At 44.4% G+C, this 26,716-nt stretch carries 13 protein-coding genes; 10 read left to right on the top strand and 3 right to left on the bottom strand.

Annotation, left to right across the window (positions count from 1 at the left end; genetic code table 11):
- Positions 1 to 7: 7 nt before the first annotated feature.
- Positions 8 to 913, bottom strand: a complete 906-nt coding sequence (locus tag BUB99_RS11755; protein WP_073122713.1) for an alpha/beta fold hydrolase — start codon at positions 911 to 913, stop codon at positions 8 to 10.
- A gap of 266 nt (positions 914 to 1,179) precedes the next feature.
- Between BUB99_RS11755 and BUB99_RS11750 the strand changes: the two genes are divergently transcribed.
- From BUB99_RS11750 to BUB99_RS11735, 4 genes are all read left to right on the top strand, one after another.
- Positions 1,180 to 2,337: a J domain-containing protein gene (locus BUB99_RS11750; RefSeq protein ID WP_073122712.1), complete on the top strand. Its 1,158-nt coding sequence runs from the start codon at positions 1,180 to 1,182 to the stop codon at positions 2,335 to 2,337.
- A 61-nt stretch (positions 2,338 to 2,398) separates the two neighbouring features.
- On the top strand, positions 2,399 to 3,952 hold the full coding sequence (locus tag BUB99_RS11745; RefSeq protein ID WP_073122711.1) for a M1 family metallopeptidase: 1,554 nt from the start codon (positions 2,399 to 2,401) through the stop codon (positions 3,950 to 3,952).
- 111 nt (positions 3,953 to 4,063) lie between these two features.
- Positions 4,064 to 5,899: a M61 family metallopeptidase gene (locus BUB99_RS11740; RefSeq protein WP_073122710.1), complete on the top strand. Its 1,836-nt coding sequence runs from the start codon at positions 4,064 to 4,066 to the stop codon at positions 5,897 to 5,899.
- 230 nt (positions 5,900 to 6,129) lie between these two features.
- The gene (locus BUB99_RS11735; protein ID WP_073122709.1) at positions 6,130 to 7,476 is read left to right on the top strand and encodes a PhoH family protein; all 1,347 of its coding nucleotides are present in this window, start codon (positions 6,130 to 6,132) and stop codon (positions 7,474 to 7,476) included.
- Positions 7,477 to 7,759: 283 nt separating this feature from the next.
- Here the strand turns inward: BUB99_RS11735 and BUB99_RS11730 are convergent, their stop codons facing one another.
- On the bottom strand, positions 7,760 to 9,484 hold the full coding sequence (locus BUB99_RS11730) for a 7TM diverse intracellular signaling domain-containing protein (protein ID WP_084190521.1): 1,725 nt from the start codon (positions 9,482 to 9,484) through the stop codon (positions 7,760 to 7,762).
- A 349-nt stretch (positions 9,485 to 9,833) separates the two neighbouring features.
- Here BUB99_RS11730 and BUB99_RS11725 point away from each other — a divergent pair, with 349 nt between their 5' ends.
- Genes BUB99_RS11725 through BUB99_RS11715 form a run of 3 tightly spaced genes read left to right on the top strand, consistent with a single transcriptional unit; the run spans position 9,834 to position 24,103 of the window.
- Entirely contained in the window at positions 9,834 to 20,411 is a 10,578-nt protein-coding gene (locus tag BUB99_RS11725; RefSeq protein WP_073122707.1) for a LamG-like jellyroll fold domain-containing protein, read from the top strand.
- Positions 20,412 to 20,414: 3 nt separating this feature from the next.
- The gene (locus BUB99_RS11720) at positions 20,415 to 23,186 is read left to right on the top strand and encodes a cadherin domain-containing protein (RefSeq protein WP_139280990.1); all 2,772 of its coding nucleotides are present in this window, start codon (positions 20,415 to 20,417) and stop codon (positions 23,184 to 23,186) included.
- A 2-nt stretch (positions 23,187 to 23,188) separates the two neighbouring features.
- Positions 23,189 to 24,103: a PorP/SprF family type IX secretion system membrane protein gene (locus tag BUB99_RS11715; RefSeq protein ID WP_073122705.1), complete on the top strand. Its 915-nt coding sequence runs from the start codon at positions 23,189 to 23,191 to the stop codon at positions 24,101 to 24,103.
- Between the two features lie 4 nt (positions 24,104 to 24,107).
- Here BUB99_RS11715 and BUB99_RS11710 read toward each other — a convergent pair whose 3' ends face one another.
- Positions 24,108 to 25,058 (bottom strand): ABC transporter ATP-binding protein, encoded by a 951-nt coding sequence (locus BUB99_RS11710; RefSeq protein WP_073122704.1) that lies wholly within the window; start codon positions 25,056 to 25,058, stop codon positions 24,108 to 24,110.
- An 82-nt stretch (positions 25,059 to 25,140) separates the two neighbouring features.
- Here BUB99_RS11710 and BUB99_RS11705 point away from each other — a divergent pair, with 82 nt between their 5' ends.
- The 3 genes from BUB99_RS11705 (at position 25,141) to BUB99_RS11695 (ending at position 26,715) form a co-directional block, all read left to right on the top strand.
- Positions 25,141 to 25,659: a hypothetical protein gene (locus tag BUB99_RS11705; protein ID WP_073122703.1), complete on the top strand. Its 519-nt coding sequence runs from the start codon at positions 25,141 to 25,143 to the stop codon at positions 25,657 to 25,659.
- Positions 25,660 to 25,744: 85 nt separating this feature from the next.
- Positions 25,745 to 26,200 (top strand): lipocalin-like domain-containing protein, encoded by a 456-nt coding sequence (locus BUB99_RS11700; protein WP_073122702.1) that lies wholly within the window; start codon positions 25,745 to 25,747, stop codon positions 26,198 to 26,200.
- Positions 26,201 to 26,301: 101 nt separating this feature from the next.
- Entirely contained in the window at positions 26,302 to 26,715 is a 414-nt protein-coding gene (locus BUB99_RS11695; protein ID WP_073122701.1) for a GNAT family N-acetyltransferase, read from the top strand.
- Position 26,716: the final 1 nt, after the last annotated feature.

Below are 26,716 nucleotides of genomic sequence, written 5' to 3'. Positions count from 1 at the left end.
GGGGAGATTATTGTTTGGAGAGGAAATCGGTCGTCTGCTGCATGAAGAAGTCCGGGTCGTCCCACATGATGAAGTGCTTGCCTTTGTCAGAGAGTGAAATTTGCACGCCTTTCAGTTCGCTGTATTGATTTTGGAAGTTGGTTAGGGTCATTTCTTTGGTGACGCCATATTGGAGGTAGGCGATGTATGCGCCTAGTACGAGTACGGGCTTGTTGATCTGAGCGATATCGTCTCGTAGGTCGGTCGTGTAGAGATCGTACATGGCTTGCCCTACCGTGGACCGGTCACTGGCAGCACCCCACTGCATGGCAGTATCGATATTTGCTTCGTCAGTGATCATGGAGCGCAGGTACATGCGCTGTTGTTCGGCGTATTGTTCTGGCGGTGTGTTTTGTTGTGCAGCGATCATATTTTTAGCTGCGGGCTTCATGGATTCTTCGGTGGCTTGGGGGTTTTGGATCTTAGCGAGGAAGGGGAGTGCATCTACAATCACGGCTTTGCTGAATAGCTCTGGTTCTTGCGACAGCATATCCAAAGCAAGAAATCCGCCCAGACTGTGTCCGATGACGATGGGCTGATTGAGTTGGTTTTCCTGCACATAGCGAATTAGTTCGCTAGACATCTGGGGAGTGAAACCCTCTGATACATCGATAGCAGGTTGCTCCGCGAAACCTGGTAGTGTGATCACATGACAAGTGTAGTTTTGCTGGAGTTCGCTGACAGTAGCGTCCCATACCGCTCCGTCGCAGGTGAGTCCAGGGATGAGAAGGATGTCTTGCCCCTGACCCGATAGGTCGATGCGAAAGGAGTAGTCCTGTGCCTTGGAGACGGAGGATAGTGCTGTGAAGATGCCGATGAGTACGGCGATCCAGGGTGTGAGTGGGTTTTTGGATTGGCAAATTAGATTTTTCATGGCGTGTTTGTTTTTGTTGATGAATCAAAACTAGAGGGAGCACCTTTCGAATCACAGCAAGTTGTAGGGAGCGGTCGAGGAGGCCGCTGAGTGGTTTGATGTACTATTAGGTTTATTCCTAGGTCTAGGTTAGTTTCTATGAATTGTAGTTTAGAGAGGGGTAATGTGTAAGTCATAAACGGGGTTTCGGAGGTAGGATCGGGAGATGAGCTTGGGTTCTGCTTCATTTAGAATTATCTTGAATGAGGATTCACCTATACTGCGCAATGCAAAATCACTATGATATACTCGGGGTACTCGTCTCAGCGACCAAGGCAGAGATTAGGGGCGCTTACAAGCGAAAAGCACTGGTATGTCACCCTGATAGATATTTTGGTGATCCCGACAAAGAGGAGCAGTTCAAACAGATCAATGAAGCCCATCAAGTCCTGACTAACGACTATGCGCGAGCCAAATATGATATGGAGTTGCGCTATGGACAGATATCCATACCGAGCTATAGCTCACCGCATCCTACTAGTTATCATCGTGCGGCTAGACCTGTGCGACGTAGTACATCCATTACTTCCAAAGAGAATATCCGTGCCACAGGCTATGCCTTTTTGTTCTCTATGATCATCGCAGTGATCATCAAACTGAGTATTTATTTCTATCAGGAGCAAAAATCGGCAGAATTAGCGGAGGTACTGGGTCAGCGTCGTGAGGTGTTCGAACGGGCACGTTCCGCCCGTGATTCGGGACAGTGGGTGAGTAGCTTGGAGATGTTAGCAGGGATGGGATATTTTTATGTTCAGGAGAACGACATCAAGGCGTTCAAGACAGACTTGTGGTCGGATATCAAACGGCAAGGAGATCAATACTTGGCAGAGGAGGAATATGCGGAGGCGTTGGTGCTGTATCAGTCACTTAAGGACTATTCTGTGGGCAACTCTATGGATTATATGAAGAAATTGGCTTTTGCGCACAAAGGGGTTGGCGAGATCAAAGAAGCACTTGATATCTATCGCACTTTGCACCTGTATGGTTATGAGTCTTTAGATTTCTATTACGAAATGGGGGAGTTGTACGAAACAGGAGTAGGCGATTTGACGCAGGCACTGCGCTACTATCAGATTTGTGCTGACAAAGCCATTGCCAGTTATGAAATCACCATTGGTAAAGCATATCCTATCATAATACATGCAGGATTGGTGCCAGATAGACACTATGATGTGTACATGAAGGTGGCCGAATTGCAATATCATACAGCGCAATATGATGCGGTGATCAGATCAGTGGCTTGGACCAAAGATATATGGCCAGACAGTACGCAGCAGTATGTTTGGGAGGCAAAGAGTTACGATGCGATAGGTGATCAAGGTGCGGTACGCCGTATAGTTGGGCTAGCTAGAACCAAAAAATCAGACTTTACCCTTGATCAATAGGAGTGTATGTTTTGACATGACGCAAATAAGCTTATTTTTGATGCATCATTAAACTCAACCTATGTTTCCTCGTTCCCAACTGCTTTTCCTCGTTCTAGTTTTATCTTTTCACCTTCAGGCACAGAATTCACAAGTAGATGCGCAGCATTATCGTTTTGACGTGACACTGAGCGATGCTTCGGACACGATACAGTGTGACGCACAGTTGACATTGCGAGTTGCTGAAGAGGTGGCCGAAGTGAGGGTGGATCTCGCACGGACGATGCATGTCTTAACCGTTACTCAGGGAGGAGATACGATCGGTTTTGAACACGATTTGGATGTACTGAAGTTGCCGACGGGAGGAGTGTCCGGAGAATTAACCTACTCAGTGCACTATCGTGGCGTGCCAGAGGATGGTCTGATCATCTCTCACAATAAGTTTGGGGACCGAACTTTCTTTTCGGATCATTGGCCTGACCGAGCGCGTGAGTGGTTAGCGGTAATAGATACGCCTGCCGACAAGGCTACTTGTGAGTTTGTGGTGACAGCCCCCATCCAGTACGACGTAGTTTCCAATGGTCATTTGCTATCCATAGATACCTTGTCCGCCGAGACCAAAACCACCCACTGGAAGATGGATTATTTGATTCCAACCAAAGTCATGGCGATGGGTGCTGCTGCATTTGAGACGCAGCAGTTGGATAGTATGTCGAGGGCTTGGTTGTACGCTCGCTCTGGTGAGCAGGGACAGAATTATGATTTTGAAGAGGCACCAGAAGTATTGGCTTTCATGGTGGAGCAGCTCGGGGATTATCCTTTTGGGAAACTAGATCACGTAGAGTCTACGACCAAGTTTGGTGGCATGGAGAATGCCAGTTGTATATTTTATAGCGAAAAGCATATTAATGGTAATCAGGATGTTAATGGGCTAATTGCACATGAGGTGGCCCACCAGTGGTTTGGCAACAGTGCCAGCGAATCTAGCTGGGTGGATGTTTGGCTCAGTGAAGGGTTTGCCACCTACTACGAATATCTCTATATCCAGACCCAGTATGGGCTAGATAGCATGAAAGCACTATCAGACGAAAATGAAGAGCGTATTCGTAACTATGAGGAAAAGTATCCAGATCGTGCTATCCTTTACCCAAACTATGATCATATTTTCGAATTACTCAACCCGCTGAGCTATGATAAAGCAGCTTGGATGCTTCGTTTATTATCCTATCAGGTGGGGCAGGATGTTTTTGCTGAGATAGTGAAAACGTACTATCAGAGCCATACTTATGGCAATGCCACCACAGACGAGTTTATTGCAGTGGCGGAGAAAGTGTCAGGCAAGGATCTCAAGTACTTTTTTCATCAGTGGCTTAGTGTACCCGGCGCTCCCGATGTACGCTATACCTGGAAGTATAAACGAAATACACTAGAACTAAGCTTTGAGCAACAGACAACATTTACTTATCAGTTGATGATAGATGTCCCTGTGCAGACTAGCAACAATCAAGTGGAGATTAGGCAAGTGTTTTTGACTCAAAAGAAACAAACTTTTAAACTAGAAGAGGTGATGATCCACAATGCGCCGGATCTTGATCCTCTCAATATTATTTACGGCCGAATCCAAGAGAAAGAATAGATTTCGATGTGAGAAAGGGATTGTGATGGTATGGTTTTGACCATTCATCATAAAGTCATTTTGACCAATAGACGAATTCATTAGCTTGTCATTCCATTATCTTAACTAAGTATGAAAAAGAAAATATCCTCAATATTAGTATGCCTACTAGCGCTGTCCGTACAAGTGATCGGGCAGGAAAAGTACCAAGTCAATATCGATCTTGCTCATGTCGTGGATGACAAAGTACAGGTGACTTACACGCTCCCCAAAGTGACCACAGATACGATAGAGTTTCATGTTCCTAAAATTGTACCCGGCACTTATTCGATCTATGATTTTGGTCGTTTTTTGATGGGAATCGAAGCGAAAGATTCAGAAGGGAATGTACTGCCTACTGCAAAGTTGACCGACAATAGAACGCAGATCACGGGAGCGACTGGATTGACGACATTGTCTTATTGGGTAGAGGATACATATGACACGAGTCAGGGCAATAAGATTTTCGAACCAGCAGGGTCTAACATCGAAGAAGATACTTGTTTCGTACTTAACACTTTTGCGATGGTCGGGTATCTAGAGGGAATGAAAGATTTGCCATACGAGGTGACCGTGACCAAGCCCGTTAGCCTTTTTGGCGCATCAGCACTGAACAAAACAGTGATCAATGATTCTACCGACGTGTTTACTACCTCGGATTATTTTAATCTGGCCGATGGCCCGATCATGTACAGTTTGCCAGATACTGCGACTTTTGCGGTAGGAGGGGCAGAAGTACTGATCTCTGTCTACTCGCCAGGAGGTATATTGGAGTCTTCATTTGTAAAAGAGCAACTGATCCCCACGTTGGAGGCACAGAAACAATATATGGGTGGTGAGTTGCCCGTGGATAAGTATGCTTTTTTGATTTACCTCTTTCAGGGAGCGTCAGCATCAGGAGGGTATGGTGCGTTGGAGCATTCGTATTCATCGATGTATTCTTTGCCAGAGGCTGACCCGAGTTATCTTGCGCAAGTGGTGAGAGATGTAGCTGCACATGAGTTCTTTCACATCGTGACCCCACTCAATATTCACTCAGAAGAAATTGGCGATTTTGATTTTATCAATCCTAAAATGTCAAAGCATCTATGGTTATACGAGGGTATGACGGAGTATGCTGCGGGATTGGCTCAGGCTAAATATGGAGAGATGAGTCTAGATGCGTACTTAGATGGTCTGAAAGGGAAAATAAAAAATGCAGAACGTTATAAGGATGATTTGCCATTCACCGAGATGAGCCTTCATTGCCTAGATGAGACCAAAGATCAGTATGGTAACGTGTATCAAAAAGGAGCGTTGATAGGGATGTCGCTAGATATCGAACTTCGTGACCTCTCGAATGGAGCCTATGGTGTGGAGCAGATGATGATCGACCTGTCTAAGAAGTTTGGTAAGGAAAAGTCTTTTCAGGACGATCAGCTTTTTGACATCATCACAGAGATGACGTACCCAGAGATTAGAGATTTTTTTGCGGAGTATGTAGAAGGGAAATCGGCTATCCCATATGAGGATTATTTGGCGAAAGTGGGGGTGGATTTTACCTATGGAATTTCGAAAGATGAGCTATCGTTGGGGCATATTAGTTTTGGTGTGCATGATTCGCTGTTGATGATCAATTCCGTCTCTCAGGTCAATGCCTTTGGAGAGGAAATGGGTTATGAAGAAGGAGATATACTCTACGAGTTTGATGGTAAAGTCGTAGATATTAGTAACTACGAAGAGGTTTTTTCTACTTTCAAAGAAGAACACCAGGCAGGAGATAAAATCACTGCGGTGGTATTGAGGAAAAATAAGAAAGGGAAATACAAAGAAGAGAAACTAAAGGCGTCGGCATTGGAAGTGAAAGTCAAAACTGCTGGTGAAATTAAACTGATAGAGGAGCCCACAGAGGAGCAATTGTCCCTGCGCAAGGCATGGGTCAACAAGTGATAGTAGTCACAAAAGGGAGTTGAAATACTGTCTTTGTCAGTAGCTATTCGCTTTTAGCCCCCACAATATTTATGAGATGTTAGATGCCATATCAATTTACCCAACGGACTGGTATGGTGTCTAACAATCTAAAGTCTTGATTCTAGGTTTTTGTCTGAAACCAGTAGTGGTTTTTGTTGTAGTTGTTCTGTTTTTTATACAGTTTAACGATAGGAAAAACCACCACTCTTATGGCGAAAAAAAACAGCGTAAAAAAGATTTTTGTTCTTGATACCTCTGTAATCCTCTTTTCTCATGATTCGATCATGAATTTTGCCGAGCATGACGTAGGCATCCCCATCACAGTACTAGAAGAGCTCGATAATTTTAAAAAAGGTAACGATACACTCAACTTCGAAGCACGTGAGTTCACGAGACTGTTAGATAATCTAGCAGCGGATCACATGCTACAGGATTGGATCCCACTCAATGGGCATGGGCGAGGTAGACTAAAGGTCCTCATGTACTCAGATACCAAGACAGACTTGGATGCAGAGCGGATTTTTGGTGAGAAAAAAAATGATCACAAAATCATCAATGCAGCACTGAAACTCCAAAAAGAAGAGCCTAAGAAAAAGGTGATTCTAGTATCGAAGGATATCAACCTGAGACTAAAAGCTAAGTCTCTAGATCTGTCAGCGGAGGATTACGAAACGGGTAAGATCAAGAACGTCGATTCGATGGCAGCACTGGGCAAAAGTGAAGTCAATCGTGTGGCAGCCACGACCATCGATGAGTTGTATAAGAATATGGAGGTTTCGGCGAAAAAAGCACTAGGAAAACTAGAACCTATCAACAACTGCTATTACATTCTGAAGAGTTCTAAGAACTCTGCCCTATCGTTTTACAACCCTGTGTCAGAAAAAATAGCACATGTAGAAAAACGATCGGTCTACGGGATAAAACCTAAAAATGCTGAACAGGCTTTTGCGATCCATGCGATGATGAATCCCGAGGTAAAACTCGTAGCGATTACAGGGATAGCAGGGACAGGAAAGACACTGATGGCACTGGCCTCTGCACTGCAGCAGCGTAGGGACTTCAAGCAGATCTACATTGCTAGACCCATCGTGCCATTGAGCAACAAAGATATCGGTTATCTGCCAGGTGATATTAAATCCAAGCTAAATCCCTATATGGAACCACTCTGGGATAACCTAAAATTCATCCAAAACCAGTGGAAAGAAACTGAAAAGGAGAACAAGCAACTGACCGAGATGGTCAATCAGGAGAAATTACTGATTACACCACTAGCATATATCAGAGGGCGTAGTTTGTCGAATATCTATTTTATAGTGGATGAGGCACAGAACTTGACACCTCATGAGGTGAAGACGATCATTACCCGAGCGGGAGAAAACTGCAAGATTGTATTTACAGGTGACGTGAATCAGATCGATACGCCATACCTTGACTCTCAGAGTAATGGGCTGTCCTATCTAGTAGATCGTTTACAGGGACAGTCAATCTTTGCGCACATCACTTTGGAGAAAGGGGAGCGTTCGGAATTGGCAAATATTGCAAACGAACTACTGTAGAAGCAGCATTTACTGGAGGAGTACTGCAGCTAGTGTGACTTTGTGCATCATGGCTGGAGTACTCTTTTTTATTGCTACTGTACTCTAACAGTGAAAGAACTTCTTCTGGGGTATGAGCTACGATCTTAGACTGGAGGAAGCCCAGTTGTACAATTACTAGGAGCAATATCATTGCTGCGATTAACTTTTTCATCGTGATAGGTTTTGGATATCTATCTAGTAGATGACTGTCGTTAGCGTATAGTTGCACACAGCATTGGTTATTTTAGAAAGATGAGATTGGTTAGATGACCATTTCGGGTTTTAGAGATTGTTCAAGATATTCCAGTAGGTCACAGTCGGATTCTAGTCCTATTTTTTTTCTCATTCTACGTTTACTTTGTTCGATGGCTTTTTTTGTGACGTTGAGTATCTGTGCCATTTCTTTGTTGGATAGCTTCATTTTCATGAATGCGCATATTTTGAGATCATTTTGAGACAACATCGGGTAGTTTTTTTCTATTCGTTCAAAAAAGCCCCTGTAGACATTTTCGAAGTGGAGTTTGAAGCTGTTCCATTGGTCTTCAAAATTCTCAATTTCCTCGATTTGCTTTAAAATTTCTTTATAGAGCTTTTCATCGGTCTCTTTGAGCTCCTTTTTAAGTTTTTTCTTGAGAGATGTGAGCTGGTCGGTCAGATTGAGCCACTGGACGGAGGAAGAGGTCAGTGTTCGAGATTTTTTTTCTATTTCTATTTCTAGTTTTTGTTTCAGGTCTAGTTCGTATTCGATACGTTCTCTTTGGAGTTGATTTTTTACTCGCATGAGATAGAGTTCTTTTTTGGTTACTTTTTGTTTGATTGCGACCGCAAAGGAGAATAGTATGACCTCTAACATCAGCGCTATGATTGTTAGAGAGGACATGTGTACTACGGATATCAGGCCGTAGAGTGATAGCAGCTGTAGCAGCCCCACTGATATGAGAAGTATATTGCCTGCCAGAAAATACCGGGCGTAAGAAAGAGAACGCGCTCGGCACCAAGATGCATAGAGTATGCTCATAAATAAGGGAGGCATCAGGGCTGTAAATACAATAAAAACTAGGGTAAAGTAGGAGAGGAAAATGCCTAGGAGCATGATCGGAAAGATCCAAAACAAATGCCAGAGTATTTGATATAAACGGAAATTTAGTTTTTTCAAATCCAGAAAGGATATAGAAAATAGCAGGTATACAGCTATTCCTATGATCGCTGGTGTGAAACGGAGGTTCCTTTCGAGATCGAAAGGAGTGACCCAGTCTAGCTCTATATGTAGGTTGGAAAAATTGATACCCAATAGGACAAAGCAGAAGTTGTAAATGGAAAAGAGAATGTACTCTCTATAATGTGTGCTCAAAGCAATGCCTAGGTTGTACAAAGACATCATGAGAATGCCGCCGAAAAAAAAGAATAGCAGGGGCTGTGGTAATCGATATTGACTTCTGAATCCGTGGTCCGAATAGATCTTGGCACAGTTGGACGTGAAGTAGCTAGACAGCATTTTAGAATTTCTAGTATGAGAAATCAGTGCCAATAAGTAGGTCTTTCGAGTCTGCTTAGGATGGTGAAAACTTATGATTGAATTCCATTTTTTGGATTTAAAGTACTGTGGGAGGTATCCCGTAGTATTGAGTAGATGGCTACTACTGTCTTGATATATTTCATACAGCCTCACCTCATCATAAAATTTACAATTGATATGCAGCGAATCACCAGAGGATTGCTCACTTTCTATTTCAAAAATCATCCATATAGCCTGGGTTTTAGAATCGGGTGAGATATACTCATACGGTTCGAACTTTCCTTGTGATAAAATGGACCGGACATCTGTGAGCGTATCTGTCCTGAGTTGGTAGAGACTATTGTTCTCTAGGCAGCTCCACCCTTGGATGTCGCTTAGCTGGACAGGAGGTATAGACTCAAGACTCCAACATGGATTGGGTAGAATTAAAACAAATAGGAAATACATCCATCTTGAAAAGGTGAAAATCATCTCTTAGGCATTACTGATAAGCGGTTCGGTAAGGGTAGCGAAGCTATGTTGGAGACTGTGAAATATGTTGTCCTCTGCGTTAATATACTATTAAATAATCGAGAATAATCTATGACTGATTCGAGGTGTGGGAGGATTAGGGTGATCGTTTGGATCGTATACAGGTGGTTTGAATTTTGGAGGTTTTGAGGGTTTTCTGCGTGTTAGAAGTATGATTTAGGATAGTGTAGGGTGTTTGAAGCTATGAGACAAGTAGATGTAGGGTGTTTGAAGCTTGAAGTTTTGAGTACAGGGTGTGGAGCCGTTATAGGTTTGTGGTGGTAATACTACAACCATATCAACGAACATCATGAGAACAATATTCAACAGCCTAGCAGTTATACTCTTTATTTTGCTGAGTCATTGGCAAGCAGTGGCTGGCGGAGGAGTGTCTAACTTTAACTACGACTTCTGTAAAAATCAAGTTTCCTTTAGAGTTCATATTGAGGAAGTTTATAATGGAGGCGGGGTTTGTGCGGTTGGAAGTTTTGCCGACCGTACCAGCAGTGCAGAGGTAAACATTGTTGTCAATGGTACGAGCACTCGAATTTATGACCTTGTCAGAACTTCATCTACTTATTCTTGGAGTAAAAATAGTGGGTTTTCAGCTTCTTATTCTTGGCACAACACTACGGATAATGTAGGGTGTGCAGCCTCTACAGGTCATCGTTATCATAAGTATACGGATTTTACCATTAACCTGCCAGATGATAAATCTGGAGAAGGTCAGACGTTTAAAATAGAATACAAGAGTGTTTACAATGGAAGTTCAAAATCTTGGGATTCCGGTAATCAGACAGCTCCAAATATTCCGCGTATAGTAGGTCCTTTGGAGTTGGAACCACAGTGTGATGGGGTTGAGTTGGAATGGGGGAAACCGAGCTTTTCGTGCACGAATGCGTCATTCGTTATATATCGTGATGGGGTATACCGAGCGGCTGTCTCTTTCAATACGCTCAAATGGAAGGATACTAACGTGACCTACGATAACGTCTCGGATCACGAATACGAAGTACGGGTACGCCATAATTCGGAAGTCAGGGATTTAGGATTGCCTACCTCAGTAGATGGAAACCCAATCAAAAATTTTAACAGTTCGGATTACTTCGAATCTTTTTCTTTGAGCACACCTAATTTTTGTGACCAATCGGTTCGTTTGCAGTGGGAGATAGATGATCAGGTAGATATAGACTATTTCGAAGTAGAGCGAGATGTCACCGATGCGTTTACTGCTCCTATTGTCAGCACAGTCACACAGACTTTTGGCACGATCACATTCGACGATCCAGGAGTACCGGTCAATCAGGATTTTTATTATAGGGTTAGAGCATTTGATAATTGTGGCAACCAAGTATATACCAAGAGTGAGTATACCCAGCACATTATGTTTGAGGGACCTCCTTCCAAACCCTCTATTGTGCAGATCATCCCAGCGACTGATGGGACAGACGAAGCAACGGTCGAATGGACCTACCCATTAGACGGCACTCCTGTGGATTATTTTCAGGTCTATCGCGACGGATCACCTAGATCTGACAAGCTGCCCATCGGGACTACATCGTTTGTAGACGATGGTCTGAGCAACTGTCTACAGTATGAGTACATGGTCGTAGCAGGCAAGGACTGTTTTGATGAGGCCAACTCTATGCGTGTAGAACAGGTCATTTCATTCAATACGGACCTCAATGGCTTTGACGAATTAGAGGTGTCCAAATATCACTACAATGATCGTGTGGCGCTTAATTGGATAGTGAGCAGTGACAATGAGGCTTCCGAGATCATTATATATCGAAAAAGAGAGGGATCGGAGGATAACCCCGAAATCGTAAATAGACAAGACATCAAAACCTCTTCATTTGAAGATTTTGATACCGAGCCAGGCGTACTGTACAACTATGGACAACTGGCCATTTCATGTCCGAACTACGTCCCGTCCAAGTTAGAAATCGCATCGATGATCACAGATGTAGGAGTCAGGTCCGAGACAGGTATCATCAACGGTCAAATCAACTACGAGGGAGGCAATGCCGTCGAAGGAGTGCGTGTATTGGCTACCCCCTCTGATGGAGAAAACAGAGGGGTCAGTCTCGATATGACCAACAATCTCTTGACAATCCCTCTAGAAAATGAAGGAGAAAACTGGTTTCCAGACAAGGAATGGTCTCTATCGTTTTGGTTTCGGTTGGAAGATAAATCCGCAGGACAAACCCTCATGCAGGTGTCTGATGGGACAGATTACTTGCAGATTGCACCTTTGGCAGGTGGTGCTACGGAGTTTCATGAGATAGACTATTTGGAGGCCACAGAGAGGGTAGGGGTAGCAGACGAACTTGTGGGGTATATGTTGCCTTCTGGTGAGGTACAGTCCTTGCAGGGTCAATCGATATTGGGCCAGCTGTCTGGGACGGGTTTTGTCCAGTATAGCAAGGAAGAGATTTCAGCTTTAGCTTCGGGAGATACGCTGTATCACTTTGTGGGAGGAGAGCCATGGATGGTCAAACAGGACGAGAAGTGGTATCCGTTGGAGACACAGCGCACCTCCCTAGCAATGGCAGACTCATTGGTCGGGTACTTGAGAGGAGACACGGTTTACGAAGCTTTTGATAGTGATTTTGTACTGGCTTTTATAGATAGTGATCAGCTGAGACTAGCCAAGCATTTCAATATCTCCTATGAGCTAGGGCAGGCGTATGCTAGCATCAAGGACAACCAAATGATATTCGCGAATGATGCGGACACCAAAGGGACGATTATAGATGATGTCGTATACAATGCAGCGGGTGATGCGATGCATATGATCGTGGGCAACAACGTGTACTACGTCTATAGAGACGAACTCAACAATAAGCTCGTCCGAGGAAAGCGCTTTGCGCGCAGGTTGCCGAATGATACAGACCCAGAAGTGAGTTATGACGTTTTTTTGCTTGACAAAACCATAACAGAGGAAATCCAAAAAGGACAGAGCCTAGGGGTCGTCAATACAGACAGAACGAAAGTATTTGATACTACTGGATCGGGACTGACGCAGTACCTCATCGATCCATCAGGGATTCTTCGCACTGCCGAGTACCAGGACACCGTATTGTATGTGCCACAGGGAGCTGCTAGTCATGCTGTGACTGCTTTGACTTTGACGAACTTATCCACAGGCGAAGAAGAGTTTTTGTTCAACTCAGCGAAGGATACGCTGTATCAAATCTCCCTAAAGGATGGATACCTAGATGTGGAGGATTTTGTCCGGGACGCAACTACCGACGAGTATGTGTACTATTTGGGACAAACGCTAGACGGAGAGAGACAAGTTTTCAAGGCGATGGGAGAGCAGTTTTCATACATCGTCAACGATACCGTCAATACTTATCAAAAGGAGGCCTACCAAGCAGCCTTGAGTATCCAAGCAGGAGGTATGGGGAGCGAAGAGGTTGTTTTGAGCCCGGAGCTTTACTTGGGAGAGTACAACAACCTGCTGATGACCTATGATGGTGCTGACTTGATCTTATATATCAATGGCAAAGGGGTGGATACAGTGGCTGTTTCTCATCTCGAAGATTTGTTTGAGGCGGAGGATCAGGAGATACATTTCGGAGGATTTGCGGGGATGATAGATGAGGTGTTGCTTTGGTCGGGAGCCAAGAGCCAGCAGAGTATTGATCAAGATTACAACCGCTACTTGTCAGGAGGACAGGAAGGTTTGGTTGGGTATTGGAGAATCGATGAAAAGGTCTCTACTCATGCGTTTGATGCCTCGTATGCCTTAGACGGCACAGGCAAGAAGGCTTTCAATGGTCACCATGCGACGATAGGACTTGCACAGTGGACGAATGTTGTGCCGGAGCAAGAGGATTTGTCCTTTACAGCCTTCACGGATGCAGACGGTAATTATTCTATTCAGTCTATTATCTATTCGGGTAGTGGCAACAACTTCAAACTGGTACCAGTTTTTGGGGCACACAGTTTTGAGCCATCCAACAAGATTCTGTATATAGGTCCATCGCAGCAGATACAAAACGAAAAGAATTTTAAGGACAACTCGTCCTTTGCTGTCACAGGTACGGTCAAGTACGATCCGAGGATTTTAGGTTATGAGTCTGCGGATGATCCAGATGCGCCCAATTGCTATGTAGAGGGAGTCAATATATATATTGATGATCAGCCAGTGTTGGTAGATGGGCAGGTGTTGACTACTGATGCGAATGGTCGGTTTGAAATGGATGTACCGATTGGTAAGCATAGAATCAAAGTTGCCAAAAACAATCATACATTCGCAGAGGCGGTTTGGCCTCCGTCGGGTAAGTACAATTTTCAAGACAATGTCTTTGACCTGGTATTCTATGACAACACCACGCGTACCTTGATCGGCAAGGTAGTGGGAGGCGCGACAGAAGGGGAGAAAATATCTGGATCTGGCCAATCAATCAACAACATCGGTACAGCCGAAATCAAACTCAAATCAATTGGGAAGACATGCTTTGAGACGGTGGTGACCACTGATGTCGCTACGGGGGAGTATCTCGTTGACCTTCCTCCATTTCGATACAATATCGTTGACCTTCGAGTCCCCTCACAAACCACTGAATTTAATCGAGAGCTTAAACGGTTGGCAGAGTCTTCGATTGATTTGTCAAGAGACGATCTAGAGACGGATACAGTAGCGTGTACAGGGACTACATGTGATTCGGATTTGGTACTCTATGACTTGAAGAGAGATTTTGTTTTTAGAACACGAGAACGATTTACTGTGAAACAGTACCGGGTAGGGGATGATTTGGTGGAAATACCTGGGGTGTTAGGCTCTGAATTCTATGAGGTTCTTCCGGGTGTTTCACTTGATATTAAGGCCTCTCCACTTCCGTATGAAGTGTTCGCGACAGGTGAATACACATGGGGTATCACACTGAGTGAAGAATATGAAAACAGGGACAATAATGTGTTAGACCCCCATAATCCGATTGTTTATTACCAGGATACCATAAGGTCAGGTACAATACAGATTGATAATGAAATTGCGGGACACTCCGGCGTGATGAGTTTGGAAAATGGGGAGGTTATATACACGTTCTCTGTTGGCGAACCGTCACTGTTAATAGATCGTCAATATCCAGAAAAGAGCTTTACCAAGACGGTTCAGATCATAGGGCCTACTACGTCGTGGAAAGAAAAGGATGATTTGTTTCGTGGAATTGTGCTTGGAACTTCATTGGATAAATCACAGCAAAGTTTCTACACGGTCTCTCAGGAAGAATATCAAGTTGTAGATATTGTTTTAAGAGATCCTCCAGGAAGTCAGAGTTACACTGAGTTTTTGAATAAGGCCAAATTTACAAAAGTCAGATCGTCCACGTATAAGCGAGGGTTTAAGCAACAAGGGTCAATAAAAATGGGGGTTTATTATGAACAAGATATAGGCACACTGATTAGTTCCAATGTGGCAGTCAAAATGAAGACTACTTTGGGGTTTGTGGAGAATTCGAGTGGGGATAGGCAAGCCAAAGAGACCTCTATTATATCATTTACCGAGGGGGTCAAACTCAATACTTCTAAAGAAAACAAAAACACTGGGGCTGGGAGCGATTTATTTGTGGGTAATGCTTTAAATATATTCTATTCTCCCAGTTATAATCTTGATATTATCCCTTTAGACTCTTGTGGAGGGGTCAATGAGTGTTATGCGAATAGTTTTGTTGTTAACAGTGAAGAGTATGCTTTTGCTAGGTCAAAATCTATTTCTTTTAACCTTCAAGAATCGACGCTTTTTTATTACACACAGAGACAAATCGAACAGCTCATTGCTGACCTTGAAAAGGATCTGGTAGCCGTATCTGACGCTGATGATCAAAATAGATTGAAAAATCAGATTAGGATTTGGAAGTCCGCAATTGCCCAGAACGAATATGATAAACTGGTAGCGAAGTATTTTGCCTCTCGAAACGATAGCGATTATAGGAAGGAAAATATATCGTTTGGGTACGGTTCTAACATTGAAAAATCCTATGAACTCGGAGTGACCAATGATTTTGGGTACAGTCAGCAGTATAGTTGGTACACAGCATTTGATTTTCATTCGGACTTTTCTTTTTTCGGAGCTTATACAGATATCAATTTTCAAATAGGCAATGCCGTATATGTAGAAACAGGAAATAGCTCTGAGCAGAGTAGTACCCAAGCTACCACCATCCATCTTCAGGATGATGATCCAGGCGATCAATATTCAGTTGATGTGATTTTGAGTGGAGCTAATTATGATACAGATAGTGCAGTGATCAGTATGAATGATCTATATTCTAGATTTGATCAAGGTGTGGCGGCTGTGCCTGCTAGTGCGGGTAGTATCAATGACGTTGACGGAGAGTTTCATTATGTGAAACCTGATACTACAGACTATATCAATCCCGTGTTTATCACCAAAGGGGGGCGAACCTCTTGTCCATATGAGCCTGAGGAGAAGGCTAGGTATTTGGAGTTTTTAAGACCAGAATTATTGGATGACCTACAATCAAAAGGAATAATTGGAGGGTACTTAGAACATCCTGTCGACGATAACCGATTCGTAATAGAAAATAGCTCGTCGGAGGATTATGTTTTAAACTACGGTACTTTTCAGCGAGATCAGCCTGGCTTTAGGATTGAGCCACGTGTGCAGAGAGGGATTCCTTGGAGTCTAAACGACCGGGCTACTTTTGATATCATTCTTGAAAACAAGAATGCAGAAGACACGGTCCGTACCTATAATCTCGTGGTGGATCAGCGAACTACAGGTGCTGGGCCAACGATGAGGTTGGATGGAGAGCGGTTCATCAAAGGGACGCCCATCGCCCTTTATGGAGGAGAGCAACTGACCAAGTCGATTACTCTCAGGCCCGTCGAAGATGTCTATGACTATGAAGACATCGTCGTTTATCTAGTCGCGGGGTGTCAGTTTGACTTTGGTCAGGATTTGGATTTTCAGGAGGACATCTATGCCCGAGACACGCTATCTGTTTATTTTGACCCCTCGTGTCCAATAGCTACTGTGATCTCACCTACCCCTGGATGGATAGTCAACAATCAAGTAGACTCGAAGGTCCAAGTCGAGATTCAGGAGCAGAGCTTCTATTTTGCCAATCATGAGAAAATTAAACTTCAGTTCAAAGCAACGTATCAGACCGATGAGGATTGGGTAGATGCCGCTGTATGGAGTAGAGATGTTGATGAGGTAGCCGAGCAGAGAGCAATAGGGGAAAATTATTTCGATTTCCCGATAGACAACAATTACATCGTGTATGATTGGGATACAGAGGAGTACAATCTGCCAGATGGTGGGTATCAGCTTCGGTGGCAATACATGTGTACCAACGGGTTGGAGTCCTACTCCAATCTCATCAATGGGACTCTGGACCGTACGAGTCCTCATGCCTTTGGGCGACCCTCCCCCGCAGATGGTGTATTGTCGCCCAATGACGAAATCATACTGACACTGAATGAACCGATAGAGGCGGGGTTGGTCGATAGGGATTTTATCCAAGTCACGGGTAAGATCAACGGTACAACACTAAGACACCCTACGAGTATTCGTTTTTCAGACAGTGATACGGATCAGGTAGTCATAGACCATGTTCAGCTTCAGAATACGGCGATCACTGCAGAAATGTGGGTGAGGCGTGACGAAGAGTTTGCTCATAGAGAGCAGGAACTTTTGCATCATGGTGACGCGACGACTACTGACCTGAGTTTAAAACTGCTTGCCGATGGTCGTCTTCAGTTAACTTTGGGGACGTTTGATGTGACCTCTGATGGACCCGTTTCGTTGGATGTTTGGTCACATGTGGCTTTCAGTATCGACCCGATTGAGAACAAAGCTGCGCTCTATTACAATGCCGAGCTGGTCGGTTTCAACGAGACTTTCGTTGCGACACATTTTGCTGCGACACCTTTAGTGTTGGGCGGAGAGGGAGCTACTTCATTTACGGGAAATGTCCATGAATTGAGACTCTGGGATCAGTATATGTTGTCTACAGACATAGCGTCTAATTTTTACAGAGACCTGTCTGGGCGTGAAATAGGACTATTGGGGTATTGGCCGCTCAACGAAGGGCGTGGCGCATTGTCGGAAGACAGAGTGCTGGCCAGGCATGCTGCGATCCACGCAGATTGGTGGTCTGAACCTACTTCGCTTGCTTATGATTTTGATGGAACCAATCCGGTCACACTCGCATCTCAGGCTTTTGATGATGACGAGGACTTCTCTTTGGAGTTTTGGTTCAAAACCGCCAACACCAGTACCGTCGATACCATGACGCTCGTGAGCAATGGCAATGTCACTGGTCTGGACTGGGAAATTGCCATTACTCCTCTGGGGCAGATTATATTGACTCATGACAATTCCTTTTTTGTACTTGTAGGACAGTCGGTACTGGATCAACAATGGCATCACCTGGCATTGGTTGTCAATCGTGTCGGTAAGACCAGTGCTTTCTTTGATACGAAATTGATTTCGTCTTTTGGTGCAGATTCCTTTGGAGGGTATGGAGGGCCTGCAGTGGTCTTGGGTAGCCGTTTGAGCTTCCATGAGTCAACGCAGCTACCTTTCGAGGATTCCTTTGTCGGTCAGATGGACGAGTTTAGGCTGTGGCGCATGGCCAAACGTAGCGAGCAGATAGAGCGCATGGCGTACTACAAGCTGGACGGTGATGAATTGGGTTTGGTGTGTTATGTGCCTTTCGAAAAGTACAACGAGTTGTTGAGAATCTCCGAAGGTAGTCTTGATTGCTATGACGAGTATGACCTGGGAGAGGAGGGGATGAGTACTGGTGAGCAGTATTCGGTAGAAAATCCTGACATTGTCCTGAAGCCTAACGAGACACCGGTCTATTTTAATTATTCGGTCAACGGGGATAAAATCATCATCACGCTTGATGAAGATAGTCCCGAAACGATCGAAAACTGCATACTGGACATTTCGGTGAGAGGGCTAGTGGATCAGAATGGAAATGTGATGAAGTCTCCTGTGACCTGGTCGGCATATGTGGATCGCAACCAAGTGTCGTGGGAGGATAGGACAGTATCGTTACAAAAATTGATTGATGAACCTTTGAGCTTCACCAGTACCCTGATCAATGAAGGAGGGGAAAACCAGTCTTTCGTCGTGGACAATCTCCCTACATGGCTTAGTGCCACCCCATCATCTGGGGTGATTGCTCCGGAGGGGGAAGAGGACATTGTATTTACAGTCAATGCCGGGCTCAATATCGGTGAATACCAAGAGGCGATTCATCTTAGAACAGATTTTGGTTTCAACGAGACTTTATTGCTGGATCTCAAAGTCAGCCGATCACTTCCAGATGATTGGGTATTCTCACCTGAGGATTTTCAATACACGATGAGTTTTATCGGACAAGTCAAAATAGGGGAGGTCTATTCGGTAGATGATGAGGATGTCGTAGGGGTATTTGTCAATGATGAGTTGCGGGGTATGGCGAACCTTTCGTACCAAGAGGTGTACGATACCTATCAGGTGTTCTTGTCTGCCTATAGCAATGCACTGTCTGGTGAGGAGTTGGAGTTTAGGATTTGGGACGCTAGTGAGGGCAAAGTGCTCAATCATATTGCAACTCCACAAATTCCATCTGATCCTGTTATGTTTATCCAAAACGAAATATATGGTAGTCCTTCTACGCCAATTGTTTTTCAGTCTAGCGAACATGTGGTGACTACAGTCAACATACCAAAAGGTTGGAAGTGGGTGTCCTTTAGTTTGGATTCTGATGATTTGACGCGTAGCAGTCGTTTGTTTGCTGGTCAGCCACTGACGTCAGGTGATCGGATCATCGGCATGGATGGTTTGGATATCTATGATCAGGAAAATGAGCTTTGGATAGGAAGCCTGGCTGGTGACAATTTGCCAGTGGGTCAAGGAGGTTTGGACGTGACGAAATCGTACCGGGTGTTCTCAGCCAACACGCAGCGGATTAGTTTTTCTGGTCAGCCAGTCGACACGCAGGTGTCACAGATACCTCTGTATTCACCGACTAGTGAGTCCTTGGCGCGCGAGTGGAACTGGGTCAGTTTCTTGGGGCAGGAAAACATGGAGATCAATGAGGCGCTTGCTTCGCTACAGGCTAGTGACGGAGATATTATCAAAAGTCAATATGCGTTTGCAATCTACGATCCAGTGCTCAAATGGACAGGGAATCTTAAATACCTATCTCCAAATGAGGGGTATGTGATGAAGGTTTCGGAAGATCAGCAGTTGGTGTTTCCTCAGTCGGGTTTGATCAATGCGTCTTCTAGGGCCAATCAAGTGGCTGCTATCTACGAACAGTCAGGTTTGGATCCGCATCATTACCGAGACAATATGTCCATGGTTGTGCAAGTGATAGGTCTGGATCTGGCAAGTGATGCACCTGTCTTAGAAGCGTATCATGAGGGGCAACTCCGAGGTGTCGCAGAAGCGCAGGAGGTCAATGGCCAATCTGTGTATTATTTGACAGTATATGGAGATGCATCAGAAGATGTGGTATTTAAGCTACGGTTTGGCGAGAAGAGCTATCCACTGGATGAGTCACGAGTATTTGAGGCAGCTACCTTAGAGGGGACAACAGACTCACCAGTTCTATTCAACTTTCATCTAGAGGAGGATGCGTACTTGGGGTCCAATGTCTACCCAAATCCATTTGATACGGATGTCAAGTTTGTTTTTGTCCTAGATAGCGACGGTTTTGCACAACTACGAGTCGTATCGATGGACGGCAAACTATTGATTGATCGTGAGTTTTTAGGAAACCCTGAAGAGCTCGTGGAGTTCGAGTGGAACGGTCTAGATGACCATGGAGGAGAGGTCCATCGAGGAGTGTATGTACTCAAACTACAATCGGCTAGTCAGGATCGATCGCAACTGTTGATTAAAGAATAACCAGTGAATAAGATAATTAGCGTATTGGGGTTTTGGGTGCTATCGATGCAGTGCTTGCATGCCCAAGATCCCGACTGGTCAGTAGACTACAGTCAGTTTCCTTTTCGAATGTCTGTCAGCGCAGTGATTGAGCGAGAGGGTGGGCTACTGGAACAAGGAGAAAACAAAGTGGCTGCATTCGTAGGGGGGGAGATACGTGGCATAGGATATGCCGATTCGTTTCATGAGCCTTCGGGTAGATATTTGGCGATTTTTCAGATAGGCAGTCGGGTAGCACAGGGGGAGCAAGTCACATTCAAAATCTATGACGAAACGGAAGATGCTGTAGTAGAGGGAAGGTTTGAGTTGGCTTTCGTAGCGGATCAACTCGTGGGATCGGTCAGTGATCCGTATGTGATCTCAGACAATCGCTATCCCACTGCTGTCACAGTTTCTACTACGAGATTTGAAGAAAATCTAGCCAGTGGGGAAGTGATCTGTACCCTAGAGGTGTCGGATGGAGATGATGACAGTCATGTTTTGGGATTGAGTGATTTTGATCCTCCTGCAGCATCTTCGCTTATAGCGATCAGTGGGAGCTCTATAGTGGTGAGCCAAGTAGCGAATTATGAAATGCTGAGTGTATTTTCTGTCAGACTGACTGCTACGGATGTTTTGGGTGCTAGTGTGTCCGTGGATTTGGATTTTGATGTGACGAACCTCGAGGAGGCTCCAACTGATATAACCCTCTCTCAGTATGCGATCACCGAAAACAATTCTCCGCAAGCAGTGGTTGCGTTGATCGCTACAGCGGATGAGGACAGGGATGAGATGCACAGTTATTTTTTTACTCCAGTGAGTCAAAATGAGGATACGGCATTTTTCGTGATCAACGGTAGTCAACTGAAGGTGAACACCGTCTTGGATCATGAGAGTCGTTCAGAATATCAACTATTGATATCGAGTGAAGACAAGTTTGGGTTGACATTTAGCAAAGCCTTGACACTATCCGTATTAGATGAGAACGAAGCACCACAGATCAGTGAGGCGACATTCGGTACAGTTGAAAATGTATCCGTTGGATCTTCACTGGGTACGTTGACATTTAGCGATCCAGATGTGGGGCAAACTTTGACTTTGGAGATGCTGACGACTGGCCTTCCGTTTTCGATGGATCCGGTGTCTGGGGTGCTGACCGTGACAGGAGCGATCAATTATGAAGCGGCTACTCAATATGCTTTTGATGTGAAAGTGACTGATGATGGCACGCCATCCCTTTCTTCTACGCAGAGCTTGGTGATGGCAGTGACGGACGAAAACGAACCGCCAAGTGACGTGACTTTGTCAGAGATCTTTATTTCAGAGAATCTAGATGTCGGCTCCTTGGTAGGGGAACTAGAGGTAGACGATCAGGATGCGAGTGAGCGATTTTCATATGAAATTTTAGCGACTGAAAACCAGCAGGATCATACCTACTTTGAACTGATAGATAATCAGTTGATCACCAAAAAGCAGATTGATAAGGAATCTTTGGATAGCTACTCCTTGGATGTGCGTGTCAGGGATAAGGCAGGACATCAACTGGAAAAGACCCTTTTTGTTTTTGTGACAGATCAAAACGAACAGCCCCGAGCCTACGATACGTTATGGACGGTGTCCGAGGAGCATGCTGTGGGGATGTTGGTTGGACAAATCGAAGCATATGATCCGGATGCAGGACAGCAGCTCAGTTATGAACTGAGAAGTACACTAAGCGATTTGCCTTTTGAGATGGACCCAGTGACAGGAGCTGTTTCATTGACAGAGGTGTTGGACTATGAATCTAGGTCGGACTACTATCTATCAGTGAGCATCGTAGATGATGGTGTCCCGTCGTTGGAAGAGGTGATTTCGCTGCATGTTCGACTGACCGACATCAACGAGGCTCCTACACGTATTTTGATTTCAGGTCAGACACTTTTGGAAAACCGAAATTCGGGAGCGCTAGTGGGGACGTTGGAGACGTTGGATGCTGATCAAGTAGACTTTCATAGCTATGAGATCATACAGATTGATCAGTCTCCTACCAACAATGCGTTTGTTGTTTTGGACAACAAGCTGTTTGCCAATCAATTGTTCGACTATGAAACCCAGTCGAGCTATCAAGTAGAGATCAAGTCATGGGACAAAGGAGGACTGTCGGTCTCTGAAAAGGTAGAAATCCTGATTGAAGATACCAACGAGGCACCTGTGGTTTTAGATGCTGTTTTCTCTGTGCGCGAAAACACGGCGTTTGGTCACGTCGTAGGGCAACTTCAAGCTATCGATCAGGATCACGGTCAGCAACTGACTTATACTTTTTTAGAAGATGGGGCTGGGGTATTTGCCCTAGATGATGTGTCAGGAGAGATATCGGTCAATATGCCTGAGGTACTTGATTTTGAGCAGACGATTTCTTTTTCCTTCGAAGTAGTCGTGGAAGATGACGGGGATCCTATACTGCGAGACACGTGTACTGTCAGCGTGGAAGTTGAAGACTTGCCTGAGGCAGAGCTACCTATTCGAAATTATATCTCCCCAAATGGAGATGGTTTCAATGATTTTTTGACCATTGAGAATCCCGAAGTTTACGAAGGATTTGTCTTGCATGTGATGAATGCGCGAGGTGTGCGTCTGTACTCCAAAGCGAATTATGATAACAGCTGGGATGGGTACTACCGTGGAGCGGTTTTGCCTGTGGGAGTTTACTATTATCTATTCGAAAATATCAACACGGGGGTGAGGTATCAAGGTCAGTTTTATATCAAAGATCGATAGTCATGAAGAAAATAATTTTACTACTAATCATCGGTCTTTGTGGTGGGGCAACGTTCTGTTTTGGACAGCAGTATCCTGAGACGGACTTTTACAGTGTGAACCCTTATTTAATCAATCCGGGATTTACCGGCGCGCTCACGGGACTGTCTGGCTATGTGACAGGTAGACGTCCGATGACCCAGCAAGTCAATCAAATCAGCAACTACCGTATAGCTGTCAATCAGTCCTTGGAGAGGACTCAGCTCGGTATTGGAGGGAAAATGACTTACGATCGACGGGCATTTTTTGAATCGTTGTATTTGGATTTTAGTTTCGCTTATAAGCTGGTTTTAGATCACAAGCGCGTTCTTAGTTTGGGAGCGGATGTCGGGATAGTCAATCGGAGTTACTCCTTGGATGAGTTGTCGGCCTATGTAGATTTGTCTGATCCTACGTTATCTTCAGATTATTATTATGGCACCAATTTTCAGATGGGTTTGGGGCTAGCCTATTACTCTACAAGTATAGAAGCAGGTATAGCGATGCCTTATATCTTTGATGACTCGCAGGCAATCAACCAGTATTTTAATGCGTATTTTGCTTACAAACATTACTTTTCTCAAGACAGATGGATACTAAAACCCAATGCTTACTGGGTATCTTATCTTGACAAATCAGAGAAAGTGAATTTGAGTCTGTTTGTGGAGAACCGAGGACGTTTTTGGGGGCAACTGGGTGTGTCAAGTACTAAAGAAGTTTCTATCGGTATGGGGTTGAAGTTTGATATTTATCAGCTGTCCTACAGCTACGCGTACAACTGGAATCAAAACAGTGTCGCTCCTAGTAGTACGGGTGAAATTATGCTGAGCATACACTACAGTAAATCGAATAAAGAATTTGCGCACATTACCACAAAAAGAAATCGCAGAGTCAAGTGATAGTCTAAGTGATTTCGGTTGTCATCAGGTTGAAATGAACGGCCTGTCCGATATTGAGCGCGGAGCTATGGTACAAAAGTATGGTCTTGTCTGCAATATCTGATGTCAACCAAACATGGTAGTGCATTCCCATAAAGATACACTTGGTGACCTTCCCTTCATGTTCACCTTCTTTGTGTATTTTTATTTGCTCAGGTCTTACGCCGATTGGCTTTCCATCGACTTTTAGGTAATTAATTGGCCCTAGGAATTTGGCTGCATAGGGAGAGGTCGGCTCTTGATAGATTTTTTGAGGTGTGTCTATCTGAGCAATGTGACCATCTTCGAGGATGATGACACGGTCTGCGATGGCCATAGCATCTACGGGATCGTGACTCACGAAAATTACAGTGACTTCTGCCTTGCGTAGAATTTCGACGATTTCTCCTCGAATCTGCGTTTTCATGTTGACGTCTAGATTACTAAAAGGCTCGTCCATCAGCAGTAGGAATGGTTCGTCTGCCAGTGCCATTGCGATCGCTACACGCTGTTGTTGTCCACCAGAGAGTTCGCGCGGATAAGCCTCTGCTTTTTCGCTCAGTTTGCAAAGCTCCAGTAGTTCATGGATGCGATCATCAGCATCAGACTGTGCGTAGTATGAGATGACAGAGTAGATGTTGTCACGTACAGTTCTGAACTGTTCTAGCTTGAAGTGCTGTGTGACAAAGTTGATAAAATCATACCCTGGTACAAGGTTATTGGCTGGGCCAGTAATGGTTTCGTCATCTACTGTTACATCACCCTGATCCGCGTCTTCCAACCCGCCGATGATGCGTAGGAGTGTACTCTTGCCTGAGCCACTCTCACCTAGTATACAAATGATCTCCCCTTCAGTGACTTCAAAATGGATGTCATGTAGAACTTGATGATCTTTAAAGGATTTGTTGACGTGTTGGATTTGGACGAGTGCACTCATAATCTTGGCGAAATTAGCCTTATTTTCTGATCTAGAGTCTAGGATTGTTTTAATTTGAAGCGAATTATTGAATCAAAATGATATGAATAAACGGAATGTGGTTCTGTTGATTTTTCTACTAATTGGCAGTATTTCAGGCTATGCTCAAAAGCGATTGATATTTCAGAATGATCAATTGGATGAAAGCGTAGAAATTAAAGAAGGAGACTATGTGAAGTTCAGATACAAGGGTTATCTCAATCAAGAAGCTGAAGTAGAGAGCTATGTACTGGAAGTGACTGATGCCGCAGTTACTTTTAACCCAGGAGGGAAAAAGAGTGAATTTAGAGATGATCGTACGATACTACTTTCTGACGTAACAGGTTTTCGGAAGATGTACAAGCTACGTCCTATATTGGCACCCATCACGAGCTTAGGCGTGGGGATAGGTATATATTATGCGATAGGAACCAATGACCAGTTTAATAATACCGAACAGTTGCTCTACTCGCTGGGAGCGACTTTAGGGACTTCTCTATTGATTAAGTGGGTGTTCAAAACAGATATCAAACTCAAAATGTCTGATGGTTGGTATATACGTGTGGTTGGAGGGCCATATTGAGATGCATATATTGACCATTGAGCGAATATCTTAGGAGCAAGGGTTGTTTTGCTTTTGCTTTACTTTTCAATCAAATCACAATTATATGAATTCGAAAATAACAATGGCTATTGGGGTAGGGGTCATCTTACTAGCCTCGTGTGCCTCTACAGTAGAGAAGACTAACCCACTGATCGGGACATGGGAGTTGCAAACAGGGACAATCATTCGAGGGGGCGATACTACTGTAACGGACTACACGGTAGGGCAGCGGATGATCAAAATTATCAATGCGACACATTTTGCATTTTTGAAGCATGACCTGACGAAGGGAGTAGACTCTACAGCGACTTATGTAGCAGGTGGCGGAACCTATGAATTAGAGGGGAAGCAATATATAGAGCACTTGGAGTTCCTAAATTACCGTGAATGGGAAGGAAATACTTTTGATTTTACGATCGAAATTACCGGAGATACGTTGGTACAGCAGGGACGAGAGGATATACCGTCTCTAGGTGTAGAACAGTACAATATCGAGTGCTATGTGCGTGCGCGTAATTAATCGCAGGGCGATAGCCTGTTGGGTCTAAAGCTCCTTTGCGCTCCGCTGCGACGGACGAGTTTCCCGACGCTCTGCCTCGGGGTTGTTCATTTTAGAAAAATATGTTGATTAAAGAAGTGCCGTTGGAGGATGTGTGGCAGATGCGCTACACGATTATGTATCCTGAGACTAGTTTGGCGTATGTCAAACTCCCCAAAGATGATGCAGGAAAACACTATGGATTGTATGACCGTGGGGAGCTAATGTCAGTTGTTTCTGTCTTTTGGGAAGAGGGTAAACTACAGTTTAGAAAGTTCTGTACTCGGGTAGATCAGCAGGGTAAAGGGTACGGTTCAGCTTTATTGAAGTATCTCTTTGAGGAATTGATCCCGAAGCATTCGGTAAGTGCAGTATGGTGCAATGCGCGAACAACGGCAATTTCTATCTACGAACGCTTTGGCATGACCAAAACAGATCAGACCTACCAAAAGGATGGCTGGGATTTTGTGATCATGGAAAAAAGGTTAGCGGACTAAT

Origin of the sequence: Reichenbachiella agariperforans, from assembly GCF_900142205.1 — a bacterium.
GTDB classification, from domain to species: domain Bacteria; phylum Bacteroidota; class Bacteroidia; order Cytophagales; family Cyclobacteriaceae; genus Reichenbachiella; species Reichenbachiella agariperforans.
Note: the sequence above shows the minus strand (reverse complement) of the source record. Positions and strands in the feature narration are given on the sequence as shown.

Bases quoted from the DNA above. Each gene is read 5' to 3' on its own strand.
- BUB99_RS11755 (WP_073122713.1), bottom strand. From the start codon at position 913: ATGAAAAATCTAATTTGCCAATCCAAAAACCCACTCACACCCTGGATC.
- BUB99_RS11750 (WP_073122712.1), top strand. From the start codon at position 1,180: ATGCAAAATCACTATGATATACTCGGGGTACTCGTCTCAGCGACCAAG.
- BUB99_RS11745 (WP_073122711.1), top strand. From the start codon at position 2,399: ATGTTTCCTCGTTCCCAACTGCTTTTCCTCGTTCTAGTTTTATCTTTT.
- BUB99_RS11740 (WP_073122710.1), top strand. From the start codon at position 4,064: ATGAAAAAGAAAATATCCTCAATATTAGTATGCCTACTAGCGCTGTCC.
- BUB99_RS11735 (WP_073122709.1), top strand. From the start codon at position 6,130: ATGGCGAAAAAAAACAGCGTAAAAAAGATTTTTGTTCTTGATACCTCT.
- BUB99_RS11730 (WP_084190521.1), bottom strand. From the start codon at position 9,484: ATGATTTTCACCTTTTCAAGATGGATGTATTTCCTATTTGTTTTAATT.
- BUB99_RS11725 (WP_073122707.1), top strand. From the start codon at position 9,834: ATGAGAACAATATTCAACAGCCTAGCAGTTATACTCTTTATTTTGCTG.
- BUB99_RS11715 (WP_073122705.1), top strand. From the start codon at position 23,189: ATGAAGAAAATAATTTTACTACTAATCATCGGTCTTTGTGGTGGGGCA.
- BUB99_RS11710 (WP_073122704.1), bottom strand. From the start codon at position 25,058: ATGAGTGCACTCGTCCAAATCCAACACGTCAACAAATCCTTTAAAGAT.
- BUB99_RS11705 (WP_073122703.1), top strand. From the start codon at position 25,141: ATGAATAAACGGAATGTGGTTCTGTTGATTTTTCTACTAATTGGCAGT.
- BUB99_RS11700 (WP_073122702.1), top strand. From the start codon at position 25,745: ATGAATTCGAAAATAACAATGGCTATTGGGGTAGGGGTCATCTTACTA.
- BUB99_RS11695 (WP_073122701.1), top strand. From the start codon at position 26,302: ATGTTGATTAAAGAAGTGCCGTTGGAGGATGTGTGGCAGATGCGCTAC.